Annotated in this window: 14 protein-coding genes; 4 read left to right on the forward strand and 10 right to left on the reverse strand. The window is 71.0% G+C overall.

Annotated elements, in window-relative coordinates; all coding sequences use genetic code 11:
* Positions 1–6 precede the first annotated feature (6 nt).
* The 3 genes from BLU84_RS18815 (at position 7) to BLU84_RS18825 (ending at position 1,978) form a co-directional block, all read left to right on the forward strand.
* Entirely contained in the window at positions 7–366 is a 360-nt protein-coding gene (locus BLU84_RS18815; protein WP_057946159.1) for a roadblock/LC7 domain-containing protein, read from the forward strand.
* 104 nt (positions 367–470) lie between these two features.
* The gene (locus tag BLU84_RS18820) at positions 471–1,430 is read left to right on the forward strand and encodes a hypothetical protein (RefSeq protein WP_139175116.1); all 960 of its coding nucleotides are present in this window, start codon (positions 471–473) and stop codon (positions 1,428–1,430) included.
* Positions 1,427–1,978: a GTP-binding protein gene (locus tag BLU84_RS18825; protein ID WP_074870851.1), complete on the forward strand. Its 552-nt coding sequence runs from the start codon at positions 1,427–1,429 to the stop codon at positions 1,976–1,978. The genes BLU84_RS18820 and BLU84_RS18825 overlap by 4 nt, the downstream gene beginning before the upstream one ends.
* A 30-nt stretch (positions 1,979–2,008) precedes the next feature.
* On the opposite strand, the gene BLU84_RS18830 is transcribed toward BLU84_RS18825, so the two are convergent.
* From BLU84_RS18830 to BLU84_RS18875, 10 genes are all read right to left on the reverse strand, one after another.
* On the reverse strand, positions 2,009–2,995 hold the full coding sequence (locus BLU84_RS18830) for a DUF2268 domain-containing putative Zn-dependent protease (RefSeq protein ID WP_074870852.1): 987 nt from the start codon (positions 2,993–2,995) through the stop codon (positions 2,009–2,011).
* A gap of 95 nt (positions 2,996–3,090) precedes the next feature.
* Positions 3,091–3,957: an energy transducer TonB family protein gene (locus BLU84_RS18835; RefSeq protein WP_083382849.1), complete on the reverse strand. Its 867-nt coding sequence runs from the start codon at positions 3,955–3,957 to the stop codon at positions 3,091–3,093.
* A complete protein-coding gene (locus BLU84_RS18840; RefSeq protein ID WP_083382851.1) occupies positions 3,954–5,435 on the reverse strand; it encodes a surface lipoprotein assembly modifier in 1,482 nt (493 codons plus the stop codon). Before BLU84_RS18840 ends, BLU84_RS18835 begins: the two co-directional genes overlap by 4 nt.
* A gap of 88 nt (positions 5,436–5,523) precedes the next feature.
* Positions 5,524–6,264: a Slam-dependent surface lipoprotein gene (locus tag BLU84_RS18845; protein ID WP_074870853.1), complete on the reverse strand. Its 741-nt coding sequence runs from the start codon at positions 6,262–6,264 to the stop codon at positions 5,524–5,526.
* Positions 6,265–6,406: 142 nt separating this feature from the next.
* Positions 6,407–9,457: a TonB-dependent receptor gene (locus BLU84_RS18850; RefSeq protein WP_074870854.1), complete on the reverse strand. Its 3,051-nt coding sequence runs from the start codon at positions 9,455–9,457 to the stop codon at positions 6,407–6,409.
* Between the two features lie 181 nt (positions 9,458–9,638).
* A complete protein-coding gene (locus BLU84_RS18855) occupies positions 9,639–10,694 on the reverse strand; it encodes a FecR family protein (RefSeq protein ID WP_074870855.1) in 1,056 nt (351 codons plus the stop codon).
* A gap of 79 nt (positions 10,695–10,773) precedes the next feature.
* On the reverse strand, positions 10,774–11,274 hold the full coding sequence (locus BLU84_RS18860; RefSeq protein WP_074870856.1) for an RNA polymerase sigma factor: 501 nt from the start codon (positions 11,272–11,274) through the stop codon (positions 10,774–10,776).
* Positions 11,275–11,422: 148 nt separating this feature from the next.
* Complete coding sequence (locus BLU84_RS18865; protein WP_074870857.1) at positions 11,423–11,749, reverse strand: hypothetical protein; 327 nt, start codon at positions 11,747–11,749, stop codon at positions 11,423–11,425.
* Positions 11,750–11,857: 108 nt separating this feature from the next.
* Positions 11,858–12,778 (reverse strand): NAD(P)/FAD-dependent oxidoreductase, encoded by a 921-nt coding sequence (locus tag BLU84_RS18870; protein WP_074870858.1) that lies wholly within the window; start codon positions 12,776–12,778, stop codon positions 11,858–11,860.
* Positions 12,771–13,232 carry an Rrf2 family transcriptional regulator gene (locus tag BLU84_RS18875; protein ID WP_074870859.1) on the reverse strand — a complete coding sequence of 154 codons (462 nt, stop codon included), beginning with the start codon at positions 13,230–13,232 and terminating at the stop codon, positions 12,771–12,773. The genes BLU84_RS18870 and BLU84_RS18875 overlap by 8 nt, the downstream gene beginning before the upstream one ends.
* Positions 13,233–13,669: 437 nt before the next feature.
* Here BLU84_RS18875 and BLU84_RS27565 point away from each other — a divergent pair.
* Positions 13,670–14,404 (forward strand): hypothetical protein (locus BLU84_RS27565; protein ID WP_211664574.1); only part of this gene is annotated, 735 nt, incomplete at its 3' end.

Consider the following 14,404-nt stretch of genomic DNA (forward strand, 5'->3'; position numbering starts at 1 on the left):
CTCGAGATGTCGAAGTTGCAACTGGACGAACTGAACAACCTGGCCGGCTTCGTCGGCGCCGCGCTGGTCGACAGCGACAGCGGCATGTCGCTGGCCACCATCGGCGGCGGCGGACTCGACCTGGAAACGGCCGCGGCCGGCAACTCCGAAGTGATCCGGGCCAAGCGCCGCGTCGCCCAGCAGCTCGGCCTCAACGACACCATCGAAGACATCCTGATCAGCCTGGGCAAGCAGTACCACCTGATCCGCCCGCTCGACAGCAACCCGACGCTGTTCCTGTACGTGGCCCTGGACCGTTCGCGCGCGAATCTGGCGATGGCCCGCCACGAGCTCAAGTCGTTCGAGAAGACCCTGGACTTCAAGTAAGGCAGCGCAGCGATGACCGCATCGCGCGCGCACCGCCGCCGCGGCGGTCGTCGATGAGCCGGCAATGCGCGGCCGCAAGGCCGCGCCCTGGCCAGGAGGCATGGGTGGCATCCAAGCAGCGCTACGTGGTCGCCAGCGTCGACCTCGACAAATCCCGCGACGCGCGGCTGCACGCCGCGCGCGAGCTGCTCGCCGGCGAACGCATCGACGTGGAACTGCGTCGCTGGGACGGGCGTCCGGCGCAGGTGCTGGTGGTCGGCACCGAGACCAGCGCCAGCCGCATGGCGGTGGACACCGCCTTGCGCAGCGGCATCCCGGTGGTGCGCATCGGCCGGCTGCCGTGGGATCCCGACAGCGTGCGCTCGCTCGACCTCTACGCCGAACCCGGCGAGTTGTCGGCCTGCCTGCGCGAACGCCTGGACGCGCACGAACCCGCGCCCGCCGCCGACCTGCTCGAACCCGCCGCGGCGCCGTTCCTGCGCCAACTGCTGGCGGCGTCCGAAAGCGGCGCCTGCCTGCTCGAACGCGGCCTGTTCCGGCTGGTGATCGACCTGAGCGATGCGCGCGTGCACATGCTGCGGCGCATGCCGTATCCGGCGCTGATCGGCGAGGCGTTGGCGCCGAACTGGTTCGTCACGCCGTTGTCGCCGCGCCGCTACGCCGAAGAATTCGCCCAGGACGTGACCGCGAGCTATCCGCTGGAATCGGTGCTGTGGGACATCGCGCTGGCGCACGAGGCGCCGATCGCCGACGTCGCGCCCGAACGCGCACTGCGCCTGCGCGCCTGGCCGCTGCTGTCGGCCAACCAGTTGCCGGTGCACTGGCTGCTGCCGCTGAGCTGCCTGCTCGAACGCGCCTGGGCGCTGCCGCAGCTGGCCCAGGCGACGGCGACGCCGTCGCTGGAACTCGAACGCATGTACGCCGCGGTGCTGGCCAGCGGCCTGGCCGACGGCGAAGCCGCGGCCGCGCCGTCGCCGCCGCGGCGCGCGCCCGACGCGCGCGCGCCCGGCCTGCTGAGCCGGCTGGCGCGCCGTTTCGGCCTGAACCTGGGACGCGGGCAATGAGCGAATTGATCAAGCTGGCCTTCGTCGGCGACATGGGCGCCGGCAAGACCACCGCCATCCGCGCGATTTCCGACCGCGAGCCGATCAGCACCGAAATGCCGATCAGCCACGCCACGCTGGGCGAGAAGACCCACACCACGGTGGCGATGGACTACAGCACCATCGAACTCGACGACGGCGAACTGCTGCACGTCTACGGCGTGCCCGGCCAGCGCTATCTGGACTTCATGTGGCCGCTGGTGTGCGAAGGCGCGGTCGGCATCGTGGTGCTGGTCGCCGCCGACGGCCCCGACATGGTCAACCAGGCCGACGCGATGCTGCGCGAGTTCGCCCGCATCGCCCCGGACGCAGCGTTCGCGGTCGGCGTCACCCGCGCCGACCTCAGCGACGATTTCGCCCTGCTGGAATTCCGCGACGCGCTCGGCCGCCGCGGCCACCGCCTGCCGATGGCGCGGCTGGACGCGCGCGACGCGGCCCAGGTGGAGACGCTGATCCGCATGCTGCTGTCGTATCGCTACGCGGAGGCGAAGGTCAACGCGGTGGCGTGAGGTCCGCGCGCCATCGCGTGCTACGCCGGCTCAGCGCGTAGCCGCGTCGTCGGCATAGAAGCCCGAGCGCTGCACGAACGCCTCCACCGCGGCCTGATCGGTGCAATCCAGTTCGACGATCTCGCGCAGCGCGCGTTTGTGGTCGCGGGCTCGGGCGTAGTAGTCGCGCACGATCGCATAGCCCATGTAATAGCCCAGGTCGCGCACGCCGTAGCGTGGGTCGGGTGCGTTGTAGAGCCATTTGGCGTAGGAGGTCTCGTGCATTTCGGCGCGGAAGTCGCGCTTGAGCCGGGCTTCGTTCTGCCGGCCGTAACGCACGTAGTCCAGCGGCGGCAGCTTGCCGGTGGCGCGTTCGGCGACGAAGTCGGCGGCGCCTTCGTAGATCGCCTGCGCCAGCAGGGTCGGGCCGGGGCCCTTCTGCTGGGTGTGCACGTACTCGTGCACCAGCAGCAGCGGCAGCCCGTCGGCGGGGCGGGTGGCGAAGTAGTTGCGCAGGTTGCGCTGGCGCGATTCCGGCATCTCCGACACGTCGGTGTCCGGGCCGCCGCCGGCCAGTTCCGCGCCGATCAGCACCTTGTCGCCCAGGGTTGTGCCGCTGGAGTTGAGGCAGCCGATGGCGAAATACACCGTCGCCGGCCGCAGCGGCGGATACAGCTTGCGCAAGGCGGCGATGCGCTGCGGCGCGTCGGCGGTCTTGTCCGCCAGCGCCAGGGTGCCGGCGCGCACCGAGGCCCAGAACTTGGGATAGCGTTCGATCGCGTCGAGATAGCACTCCGGCGTATAGCCCCTGGCCTGCATGAACGCCTGCAGGCCCGGGGTGCCGGGCTCGATGTATTCGCGCAGCAGCGCGCGGCGTTTTTCGGCCGGGTCGGCGCTGGCGCGGATCGCGTCGAAGGCGGTCCAAAAGCGCGTCACGTCCGCCGATTCGAGCGAGTGCGCCTGCGCGGCCGCGGGCAACGCCGCGACTGCCAGCGACGCCGCGCAACACCACGCCGCAACGGCGATCCTGAAGTTCATAAGCGGTCTCGCACAGCCGGAAGACCGAGATGATGACCGCGCTGCGCCGAACCGCGCAGGCCCGGAAGTCACGCGCCGCGCTCAGCGCGCGACGCTCAAAGCGCGATGTAGAACTCCATCGGCACGATCACCTGCGCCGGCTCGCCCAGCTCCGGCGGCGGCGCCGGCACCGGGCTGGCGCGCTCGGCCACGGCCAGCGCTTCGGCGTCGAGCAGCGGGTGGCCGCTGGAGGTTTCGATTCGCGCCGCGAGCACGCGGCCGTCGCCGGCGACGCTGAGCCGCACTTGCGCGACGCCTTCCTGATGCTGGCGCCGGGCCTGGCGCGGATAGCGCTTGAAGCGTTCCAGATGGCCGAGCAGCAATTGCTGCCATTGCCGCGGAATCTCGCGGCCGGCGCCGGCCGCATCGCGCGCGGCGGCGTAACGCGGCGCGGGTGCGGCGGCTACGTCGGGCGGTGCGGCGGCGCTGGCGGCGCTGCGGTCTTGCGCCGGCGCGGCCGGTTCGCGCGGCGCGCTGTCGCGCACGGGCGCCGGCGTGGGAGCGGAATGCGGCGCGGCTGCGGGCGCGCTGGCGATCTCGCCCTGCGGCCGCGGCGGCAGCGAAGTGGGCTGCGCGGCGGGGCGCGCGTCGCGCGCGCGGCTGGCCTCGCGTTCGGCCTGCGGCGGGCCCGGCGGCAGATCGCGCGCCGGCGTCGGCGGCGCCTTCGGCAACAGCGACAGTTCCAGCACCACCGCCGCGGCCGGCGGCGTCGGCGCTGCTGGCGGCGCCGGCGTGCGCAGGCCGAGCAACCACGCCAGCAGCGCCGCATGCACGGCCGCGGTGACGGCCATGCCGATCCAACCGGCCTCGCGCTCGCGCGTCGCGCGCATCGGCCGCGCCGGCTCGCGCGCGCTACGCAGGCGGCGCGAGCAGGCGCGCGCCGAACGCGGCGTCGCCTCCAGCGTGAGCGCGTTCGCGCTCAAAACGCGCGCTCCAGCTTGAGGCTGACGATGTCGCGATCGTAGGAATACAGCCAGTCGATCGAGCTGGCGATGCGGTTGTGCTTGAAGGTCAGGCTGGGCACGAAGCCGGCGACGGCCCAGCGCGGCGCGCGCACGATCGCGGTGGCGTTGAACTCGTCGTCGCGGCGGCGCGCCTGGAAGGTCTCGTTCCACTCGTCGTGGCCGCGCTTGCGCAACGACGCGAACAACAGCAGCGACACGCCGGCGTCGAACTGCTTGGACAGGCCCAGGCGCACGCCGCGCTGCAGATAGGCTTCGGTGGCGCGGCGGGTGTCGCGGCGGGCGAGGTCGATGCCGCCGAACAGCATCCATTGCTGCGGCAGCGCGCGCCACAGCGTGGCGTAGACCGCGCCGGTCGGGCCGTCGTAGCCGGCCAGGTCGGCGCGGCGGTAACGCATGCGCTTGTAGTCGCCTTCCAGCTTGAACAGCCAGCGCGGCGAGATCGTCCAGGTCCAGTCGGCGCGCGCGCCCCAGGCGCCATACAGGCTGCGGTTGCCGAACGCGGCGTACTCGAACTGCGGCGCCGCGGTGAAGGCGTGGCGCGCGGCGGCGTAGGAATAGCCGGCGCTGCCGGTCCAGGTGGTTTCGTTGTACTGGCGGTTGCCGCGATACGAATAGCCGTACAACAGCGAGCGCAGGTACAGGCCGTGGTGGCCGCGCAGCGGCTGGCGCTTGCTCAGGCTGGCGTCGTAGTCCAGCCCCGCGCCGGCGATCGCTGGGGGCAGGCTGCGCTCGATCGCGCACTGGCCGTCCGGCGCCGCCAGCAGGCAGGTACGGCTAGCCGAGGACTGGTTGATGTTGTCGTTCCAGCTCGGCCCCAGCGCGAAGCTGCCGTGCCAGCCGCGACGGTTGCGCAGCGCGCGCAGGAAAGTGTCGACGGTGCGGCGCACGCCGGCGGTCTTGGCGTCGCCGGCGTCGAGCGAATCGGCGATGGCCTGGAAACGCTGCTCGGCTTCGCGGTCGAGCTGGTTCTCGAACAGCACCCGCGCCAGCTCCAGCCGCGCGGGCAGGAAGTCGGCCTGCAATTCCAGCAGCGCGCGGTAGTCGCGCTCGGCGCCGGCGAGGTCGCCGTCGGCGCGGGCCAGCGCGCCTTGCGCATACAGTTCGAGCATGCGGTCGCGTTGCGGCAGCGCGCGATAGCCCTGCTGCAGGCGCCGCGCGCGCGGCCACTGGCGCGCGCCGACGGCCTGGTAGAGCGCCGCGGCCAGCGCATCGGGGTCGCGCGGATCGGCATCGGCGGAGCGCTCGGCGCCGTCGCCCGCAGCGCCTTCGGATTCCAGCAAGGTGCGCTCGCGCTCGCTCTGGCGCTGCTCCAAGCCGTGGTCCAGGCGCAGGCGGGTGTCGTCGCGGTCCTGTGCGGACGCGGCGAAGGAATACAGGCACAGCGCCAGCCCGGCAGCGAAGCCGGTGGCGCCGAAGAGAATTCGATAGCGCTTCATCGTTGCGCGCCGGAACCGGGCGCCGCCTCCCTGCGGCGCCGCGGCGGCTCGCGGCCAGGGCGGCCGCGAGCCTTCACCGGCGAATCCCTCAGGGATTCTTGGTGCCGCCGAAGGCGGTGTCGTACAGACGGTCGTCGAAGCGGGTCACGCCGGCCAGGGCCGCGGCGTTGGCGCCGAAGAACTGGCCGCTGACGCCGCCGGTGGCGACGGTGGCGCCGCCGACCGAGGCGCTGGCGCCGCTGCCGGAGAAGCCGGTGCCGCTGATCGCGGCGGTGCCGATGTTCACCGTCACCGAACCGTTGCTCAGGCTGCCGCTGAGCTGGCCGGCGCCGAAGTTCGCGCTCAGCGTACCGTTGAGCTTGTTGCTGCCGTTGTACTGGTTCAGGCCGGCCACGGTGTAGGTGGCGGTGCCCGACGCCGGCACGGTGGTGCCGGCGTTGTCGCCAGCGTAGTAGACGGTGTGGGTGCCGTCAGTCGGCGCGCTCTGCGACCACTCGCCGAAGTAGACGTTGTGGCCGGCGATCTTGGCGAAGTGGAACACGCCCATGCCGCTGTGGCTCGGCGGGGTGATCGGCGAGACCAGGCTGGACACGCCGTTGACGTCGGCCGGAGCGAAGGTCTGCAGGGCCTGGAAGTCGACCTTGCGGTCGGTGCCCATGGTGTACACGCCGATGCCCGGACGGCCGGCCACGTGCGGGCCCGCGTTGACGGTCGACACGCCGGCTTCGACGTAGGTGTTGTCGCTCTGGTCGCCGACCACGGCGGCCTGGGCGGCGCCGGCGAGCATCGCTACGGCCACGGCGGAGAGAGTGAGGCTCATGCGCTTCATATGGAACTCCTTGAATGGTTTGGAACGATGGGATGAACTTTGGCTAGAGCGCGATGCGCGCCCGGTCGCTCATCCATTGCTTCGTGCGCAACAGATTCGGTGTGCGCCGTCCGTGGCGCTGCGTCGCCGCGAGGGCGCCGCGTCAGAACTTCGCGGTCAGGCTCAACTTCAACGTGCGCCCGGGCGCGGCCATCGCCGAGCGCGTCAGCGGATCGACGTAGTACAGATCGCCCAGGTTGGTGCCCACCAGCTCCAGCGCCAGCGCGTCGCTGAGTCGGTAATTGACGTAGGCGTCGTAAGTGGTGATGCGGTCCCAGGCCAGCGGCACGTTGAAATAGGCGCCCAGGCGCTGCTCTTGATAGAGGTCGTAGTCGCCGTTCTCGTACTTGCTGTGGTGGACCACGCGCGCGCCGACTTCCAGCTTGCGCTCGAGGAAGCGCGCGCCGAGCGTCCAGTTGGCCGATAGCTTGGGCACGGCCTGGGTGATCAGATAACCGCCGACGAAACCGGCCTGCACGCAGTTCGGCACGCCGATGCGGCCGGTGGGGTCGTTGGTCGCCGCCACGCTTTCGTCGCAGACCTCGTTCTCCAGGTTGCGCGCCACGCTCAGGTCGGTGAAGAAGCGGCCGTTGTCGTAGCGGCCCTGGAACTCCAGGCCGCGCAGGGTCTGCTTGTCGATGTTGGAGAACTGCAGCTGGCCGCTGCGTTCGATCACATCGCGGGTGGTGTGGTGGTAATAGGTCAGCTTGATGTCGGCATAGTCGGTGCGCAGGCGGCGGCTGAAGTCGTGCACATAGGCCAGCTCGTAGCTGTAGGCGCGCTCGGGCTTGAGCGGCGCCACCGGCAGGCTGGCGGAGAAGCCCAGCGTGCTTTCGAACATGCTCGGATAGCGCCGCGCCTGGCTGTGGCGGAAGTACAGCCGCGCCTCGTCGCTGAGGTTGAAGGTCGCCGCCAAGGTCGGGGTCCAGCCGCTGCCTTCGTGGTGCTGCGCCTGCTGCTGCAGGAACAGCGGCTGCAGCGAGGCGCTGGCGCGGCCGTAGTCGACGCCGTCCAGGCTGCCGTTGAGGAACACGTTGTCGGCGCGGCGGAAGCGGCCGTCGGCGTCGGGGCGCCAGTCGGCGGCGAGGTTGCGCACGGTGTAGGTCGCCTGCTCGATCTGCGTGGCCAGCACCTGCGGGGTCCAGCCGAAGCGTTCGGCGTTGCGGCGGATGGTGGCGATGCGCGCGTCCAGCGCGGCCTGGCTCATGCGCGGGTCGCGGGTGTAATAGCTCATCGCGTAGCGCTGCGGGAACAGCACCTGGCCCAGGCGGGTATCGCCCTTGGCCAGCTGCGCGGCGAGGAAATCGTCGAACGCCCAGTACGCCTGGTAACGCACGCCGGCGCTCAGGCTCAGCCGCTCGCTCGCGCGCCAGTCCAGCTTGAGGCTGAAATCGCGCTGCTCGCGCCGGCCGGCACGCGGGAACATGCGCCAGCCGTCGGCGACGCCGTTGTATTCGTCGTCCGAGCGCAGCTTTTCGTGCTGGTAGTCGAAGCCGACGGTGAGGTCCAGGTCCGACCGCAGCGCGCTCTTGTTGCTGAAAGTCAGGCCGCTGCGGTCGTGGTGGGCGTTGGCCAGCGCGGTGTTGCGCAGGATCGGATCGTCGAACGTCGCCCAGTTCGGAAAGCCGCCGGCGCTGTAGGTGTCGCTGACGGTGCGCGTGGTCCACAGGTTGGCGTAAACGTCGAACCAGCGTCCGCCGGGTTTCCAGGTGTATTCCAGGTTGTAGGCCTTGGCCTCGACCTTGCTCAACGGCCACTGCGGCGCGCCGGTGTCTGCGGTGTCGCGCCACGACACGCGCGTGGGCAGGATTTCGCCGTAATCCGAGCGGGTGTCGCGCAGGCCGAACTTCAGCGTCTGGTGTTCGCTCGGGCGCAACGTGGCCTTGAGCAGCCACGATTCCATTTCGCTGGAGGTGTTCGGCACTTCGTCGCCGGGCCGGTAGAACCGCGCCAGGCTGGTGATGTAGTTCAGGCTCTTGGCCGGGTCGTAAGGCCGGCTGTAGAAACCGCCGCCTTCGTCGCCGGAGAAGTGATTGCCCTTCTTGCGGTACGCATAGGCGGCGAGCAGGTCGAAACGTTCTTCGCGCAGGCCCAGCGCCAGCCGCATCGCATGGTCGTCGCCGGCGATGAGGTCGTTGCCGCCGCTGGCGCGCACCGGCTTGTACAGGGTGGGGTCGTAATAGGTCGCGGTCGGATTGCTGGGAAAGCCGGGGATGCTGCGATAGTCCTGCCCGGTCGACAGCTTGGGCAGGCGCGGGTCGACCGCGTTGTCGCTGCTTTCGAGCTTGAACTCGCCGCCGAAGCGTTCGCCCGGCGTGAGGATGTCGGCCACGTCCAAGGTGTTGACCACCACCGCGCCGCCGATCGAACTGTTGACGTTGCGCGCCAGGTTCGGCCCCTTGATCACCTGGATGCCGCCGATCAGGTTCGGATCGATGTAGTTACGGTTGTTGGCGCCGTTGTAGCCGCGCCACACCGTCAGCGCCTGCTCGGTACCGTCGATGGTCAGCGGCACCCGGCCCGGGCCCTGGATGCCGCGGATGTTCGGGTCCAGCGCGCCGCTGTTGCGCGCATCGCCGCTGTAGACGTTGAGCATGCCCTTGAACACATCGGCCGGCGCCGCGCCCTTGTAGCGTTCGATCTGCTGCTTGCCGGCGTAGACCGTCGACAGATCGAGGTCGTAGACCTCGTCGTAGCCGCGCTCGTCGCGTTGCGCGGCGTCGTCGTAAGCCGCGGCGCCGACGGCGAGGGTGTCGGTGATCAGCGGTGTGCCATCGGCGGCGGCGCGCGGCGCGTTCTTGCGCAACACCACGGTGGCGGCGCCGCGGCGCTGCGCGCTCAGGCCGGTGCCGGCGAGCAGGCGCTGCAGCGCCTCGTCGTTGCGGTAATCGCCGTGCAGCGCGGCCGAGCGCAAGCCCGCGCCGTCGTCGCTGTCGAACACCACCTGCACGCCGCTGATCCGGCTGTAGGCGCGCAAGGCCGCGGCCAGTGGCTGCGCGTCGATGTCGTAGCGGCGCGCGGCGTGGCCTTCCTGCGTCGCTGCGGTTTGCGCGCCGGCGCTGGGAACGAGCAGGCCGGACAGGCCCAGATGGATGCAGGCCGCCAGCGCCACGCGCGCGAACGGCCGCCGGCGGCGGGCCGGAGCGAAAGACATGCAACGAACTCCTCAAGTCGGATCGGAGCCCACCGCCGCGCGTAGATATCGGTGTGGATATCGGCACGGATGTGAGCGGCGTTTGGCTTGAGAAGCGATGCGCGTCTCGCGGCTACGAACTACAGGACGACCGCCGCGAGCGTTTACCCAACCCCGCGCGGCGAAATTCTTCGCGCCGCCTTCAATCGGCCGGCGGCCGCACCAGCAGTGCGCCGCCCGGCAGGCGTTGCACGCGCAGGTGCGCGCGTTCGGCGACCGCGGCGATGGCTTCGTCGCTGCGGTCGGTGCGCAGGCTGGCGCTGATCTTCGGCGCGCCTGCGAACGAGCCCAGCGTCCACACCGGCGCGTCGCGATATCGCGCGATGCGGCGCAGCGCTTCGTCGGCCGGCACCGCGTCCAGCGACAATTCGCTGCGGCGCCAGCCGGCGATGTCGGCCGTAGCCACGGTTCGCGGCGCCGACACCGGCGCGTCTTCGCCGTAACTCACCCACTGGCCGGCGGCCACGCGCACCGGCGCGCGCGCGCCGGACGCGACCTCGATCAGGCCCTCGCTGACCGCGGCCTGCACGCTCGCCTCGAGCCGGCGCACTTCGAACGCGGTGCCGATGTCGCGCACCGCGCCGCCGAGCGCTTCGACCCGGAACGCACGCGCGTCGCCGTGCGCGACCTGGAACCAGGCGTTGCCGCGCAACAACGCGATGCGGCGTTGCTGGCGGTCGTAATGCACCGCGACGGCCGAATCGGCGTCGAGCGCAAGGATCGAGCCGTCGTCCAGCGCGTAGCGTTGCGGCGCCGCGCCGGTGCGGTAGTCCGAACGCAGGCTCAAGGCCAGCGTCGGCGCGGCGGCGATCGCGGCGGTGAGGCAGGCGGCGGTCGCAACGCTCCAGGCGGCGACGCGACGACGGCGCGCGCGTGGGGCGGCGGCGGCGAAGGTCCGCGCTGCGATCGCGGGCGATACCGCGGCAGGTATTGCGGTGGCCGTTGTTGCGGCGTCGGACGGCTCCGGCGCGAACTCGAACGCCTCGCGCATCGGCGCCAGCGCGCGCCACAACGCACGCTGGCGCGCGAACGCCTCGCGGTGCGCCGGCGCCTCGCGCCAGGCGGCGAACGCGCTGAGTTCGGATTCGTCGATTTCGCCCGAGGCCAACCGCGCCACCCAGGCGCGCGCCTGCCCGGCGAGGTCGTCGTCGGCGGGGTAGGGCGGTTCGCTGCAAGCGGGGGGAGCGGATCGGGTCATGCGGTGGCGGAGGCTGCCTGGACTTGGATAAGGACGAGCGCCGGGCGGCTTTACCCAACCCCTCGGCGCGGCGCGGGGCTCAGCCGCCGCTGCGGGCCTGGTCGAGCAGGCGTAGCACCCGCTGGATGTGCTTTTCCACGGTGGTGGTGGAGACGCCCAGCAACTGCGCGATCTCGCGCTGGGTCAGGCCCTCGAAGCGGTTGAGCAGGAAGATCCGCTTCGATGGCTCCGGCAGTTCGCGCGCCGCGCGCGCGACCCGCTCGAGTTCGTCGCGCGCCAGCGCCACGCGCGCGCTGTCGGGCGGTTCGTCTTCTTCCAGCCACATCGCCGCGGCTTCGCGCAGTTTGCGCCGGCGCGCCTCGCTGCGGCCCTGGTCGACGGCGTGGTGGTGGGCGAGGCGATAAAGATAGTTGCGCGCATCGGCGATGGGGGGCTCGCCGGCCACCGCGATGACTTTGAAGTACATCGACTGCAGCGCGTCCTCGGCGGTGGCACGGTCGAGGTAGCGGCTGAGGTAGCGCAACAGCCGCTCGCGCTCGGTGACCAGCAGCGAGGTGAGGACAGCGGCGTTGGAGGGCATCGTCTCGGCGCGCGGCCGACGGCGCGGCGCATGGGCGGGAAAGTCGGAGTCGCCGCGACTCTATCTCAAATGATAACGATTGTCATTTGCGGCTTTGGCCGCGACGAGCGCATGCGGGCCGGATCCGCGGTGCTTCAAGCCGCGTGTTTCAGGCCGCGCGCCGCGGCGTCGCCGTCCAATCCGCGCCCAGCTCGGCGCGCACCGTCTCGCCCTGGCCGCTGAGCCAGCGCGCGACCCAGCCTGCCGCCGCCGCATCGGTGCGGAACGGCCGGCTGACGTGATCCTTGATGCCCAGATGGCGGCGGATCGTGGCGATCGCGCCGAGCCCGTCGCGCGCCGGCGCGACCGTGGCCAGCCAGGCCTCGCAGTCGTCGTCGGGCACCGCGACCAGATGCGCGGGGAAGATCGAACCGGCGAAGGGCGCTTCCCAATGGAAACCGGGCGGCAGTTCGTGCAGCGGCGATTGAGTGTCCATGGCGCGGACGCTAGAACGGCGGCGTCTCGCGAACTAAGACGCTGCTGCGCGCGCCGACGGCCGGAATCCCGCCGTCGGACTCGTTCTGGCGACGTTGCGCCGCCGATTTCACGCCGCCAGCGGCTGGAACACCAAGGCCTGATGCGCCGACGCGCCCGCGGTGACGCCGTCGGCCGCGGCCCAGGTCGCGTTGTGCATGGCCCGGGCGATGTCGCCGGCGGCGTACACGCCGGGCACCGTGGTCTGGCGGCTGTCGTCGGTGCGGATGAACGGTCCCATCGGACCTTCGTCGATCGCGCAACCGAGCTGTTCGGCCAGCGCGCTGTTGAAGCGCACCCGGCTGGCGACGAACAGCGCGTCGACCGAGGCCTCGCGGCCGTCGGCCAGGCGCAGCGCCGACAGCGCTTGCTCCTCGCCCGACAGCGCAACGATCGGCGCCGGTTCGATCGCCACGCCGCGCCGCGCGAGTTGCGCGGCGGTGTCCGCGTCCGGCGCCGGTGCGCCGTTGAGGTACAGCGTGGTCGGTCCCCAGTCGGCGACCAGCAACGCTTGATGCGCGGAGAAACTCGCCGAATGCAGCACGCCCAGGCGGCGCCCGGCGAACTCGTAGCCGTGGCAGTACGGACAATGCAGCACGCTCTTGCCCCAACGCTCGCGCAGGCCCGGCAGCGGCGGCAGCGTGTCGTTCACGCCGAACGCCAGCACCAGCTTGCGCGCGGCCAGGACGCTGCCGTCCTGGGCGACGACTTCGAAACCGCCGTCGACGGCGCGCGCGCTGGCGGCTTCGGCGGCGATCAGCCGCGCCGACGGATAGCGCCGCAACTGCGCCTGCGCGGCCGCGACCAAGGTGCGCGGATCGCTGCCGTCGCGGCTGAAGAAGCCGTGCGCGGCGTCGGCGAACCGGTTGCGCGGGCGGCCGGCGTCGAGGATGCGCACTGAGCGGCGCGCGCGGGCCAACTGCAACGCCGCCGACAAGCCGGCGAAGCTGCCGCCGATCACCACGGCGTCGAGCAGAAGATCGTCATTCATGGGCATGCTCCAGATCGATGCTGTGTCCGGCCGCGACCATGCCGGCGTGGAAGTCGGCGCTCAGCGAGGCCAGGGTGACGCCGGCGAAGCGCTCCAGCAGCAGCGCCTGGGCCGCGTCGAAGGCGCCGTCGAGCGCGCGGTTGACCGCTTTCTCGACCAGGCAATGCGGTTGGTCGCTGCGATGGCCGAGCGCGAACAGGCCCGGCGCGCCGATGCCGCGGTAGATGTCGAGCAGGGTGATGGCCTCGAGCGGGCGCGCGATGCTCCAACCGCCGCCGTGGCCTTTTTCCGAACGCACCAGCCCGGCCTGGCGCAGGCCGGCCATGGTCCGCCGCACCACCACTGGGTTGGTGCGCATCGCCCGGGCCAGGACTTCGGAGGTGACCGGATGCGGCGACTCGGCCATGTGCAGCAGCACGTGGAGGACGCCGGAGAGGGAGCTGTTGGCTTTCATGAAACAAATAATGTTACGTGATGGCTGAAGTGTCAAACGGCCCCGCCGGAGGGCGCGATGGTGCCGTTTTTGCGTCGACCGGGCGCCTCTCTCCATCCGCAACAGGCGGACACCAAGGGCCGAGGACCTGTCTCCGGGGCGCGTCGAAAGGCCCCGGGCCCCTGTGCGAACCGCCGGGCCGACTACGGCCGTATCTCGTTGATTGCCAAGGCCGGCCTCCCGCTCAAGGCGCCGGTCCGGATTCGGCCGCTCTCGGTCTTGCGCTCGCTCCTCCGTCTTCTTGCTCGGGTTTTGTGATCGTTCTCTCTTTTTAGTGTCCGCTTCAGATATCGGGCAGCGATGGAACGGGGGTGAGCGAACCAGGGGATGCTTTCGTGGCGGGATTTCTCTTCAAGCGTGCGGGTGCGGTCGGCGGCTGTCTGCGCCGGATCGTTCTTTTGGTCTCGTTGCTGGCAGGTGCGGGCAACGCCCTGGCACAAAACGCCACCAACAACGCCAGCGTCGCGCCGCCTGGAGGCGTCGCCAACACCGGCACCGCGTGCACCGCGGCCGGCGGCACGTTCGACAACGCCACCGGCACCTGCACCGCGACGGACAGCGACCCGATCTTCCGCCTCAACCTGCGCAAATCGGCCGGGGCCTTCACCGGCCCGACCGCCGCCGGCGTGTACGCGGTGACCTACACCGTGGAGGTGATCAACAACACCGCCGCGGCCGGCACCTACGGCCCGATCAGCGACGCCCCGTCGTTCCCGGCCAACCTGCAGGTCACCGGCGCCGCCTGGACCTGCACCGGCGGCTGCACCGCAGGCACCGCCAGCGGCGCCGGCCCGTACCAGCTCGCGGCCGCCAACACCGCGATCGCCGCGAACACCACGCATACCTATGCGCTGACGATCAACTTCCAGTACACCAACGCCGTCCCGGCGGTCGCGTGCGCGGCCACGCCGACGCCGGGCCAGGGCTTGTACAACCGCGCCAACCTGCCGGACGGCGTCGAAGCCGATGTCACCGACAACGCCGCCTGCGTGAATCCCCCGCAGCCGCCGACTCCGTCGTTGGCGCTGACCAAGACGGCGGGCGCGATCACCGACACCGACACCCCCGCCAACGGCGCGGGCGACATCGGCGACACGATCACCTACACCTTCGCGGTCGAAAACACCGGCAAC

This window comes from Lysobacter enzymogenes, from assembly GCF_900106525.1.
Classification (GTDB): domain Bacteria; phylum Pseudomonadota; class Gammaproteobacteria; order Xanthomonadales; family Xanthomonadaceae; genus Lysobacter; species Lysobacter enzymogenes.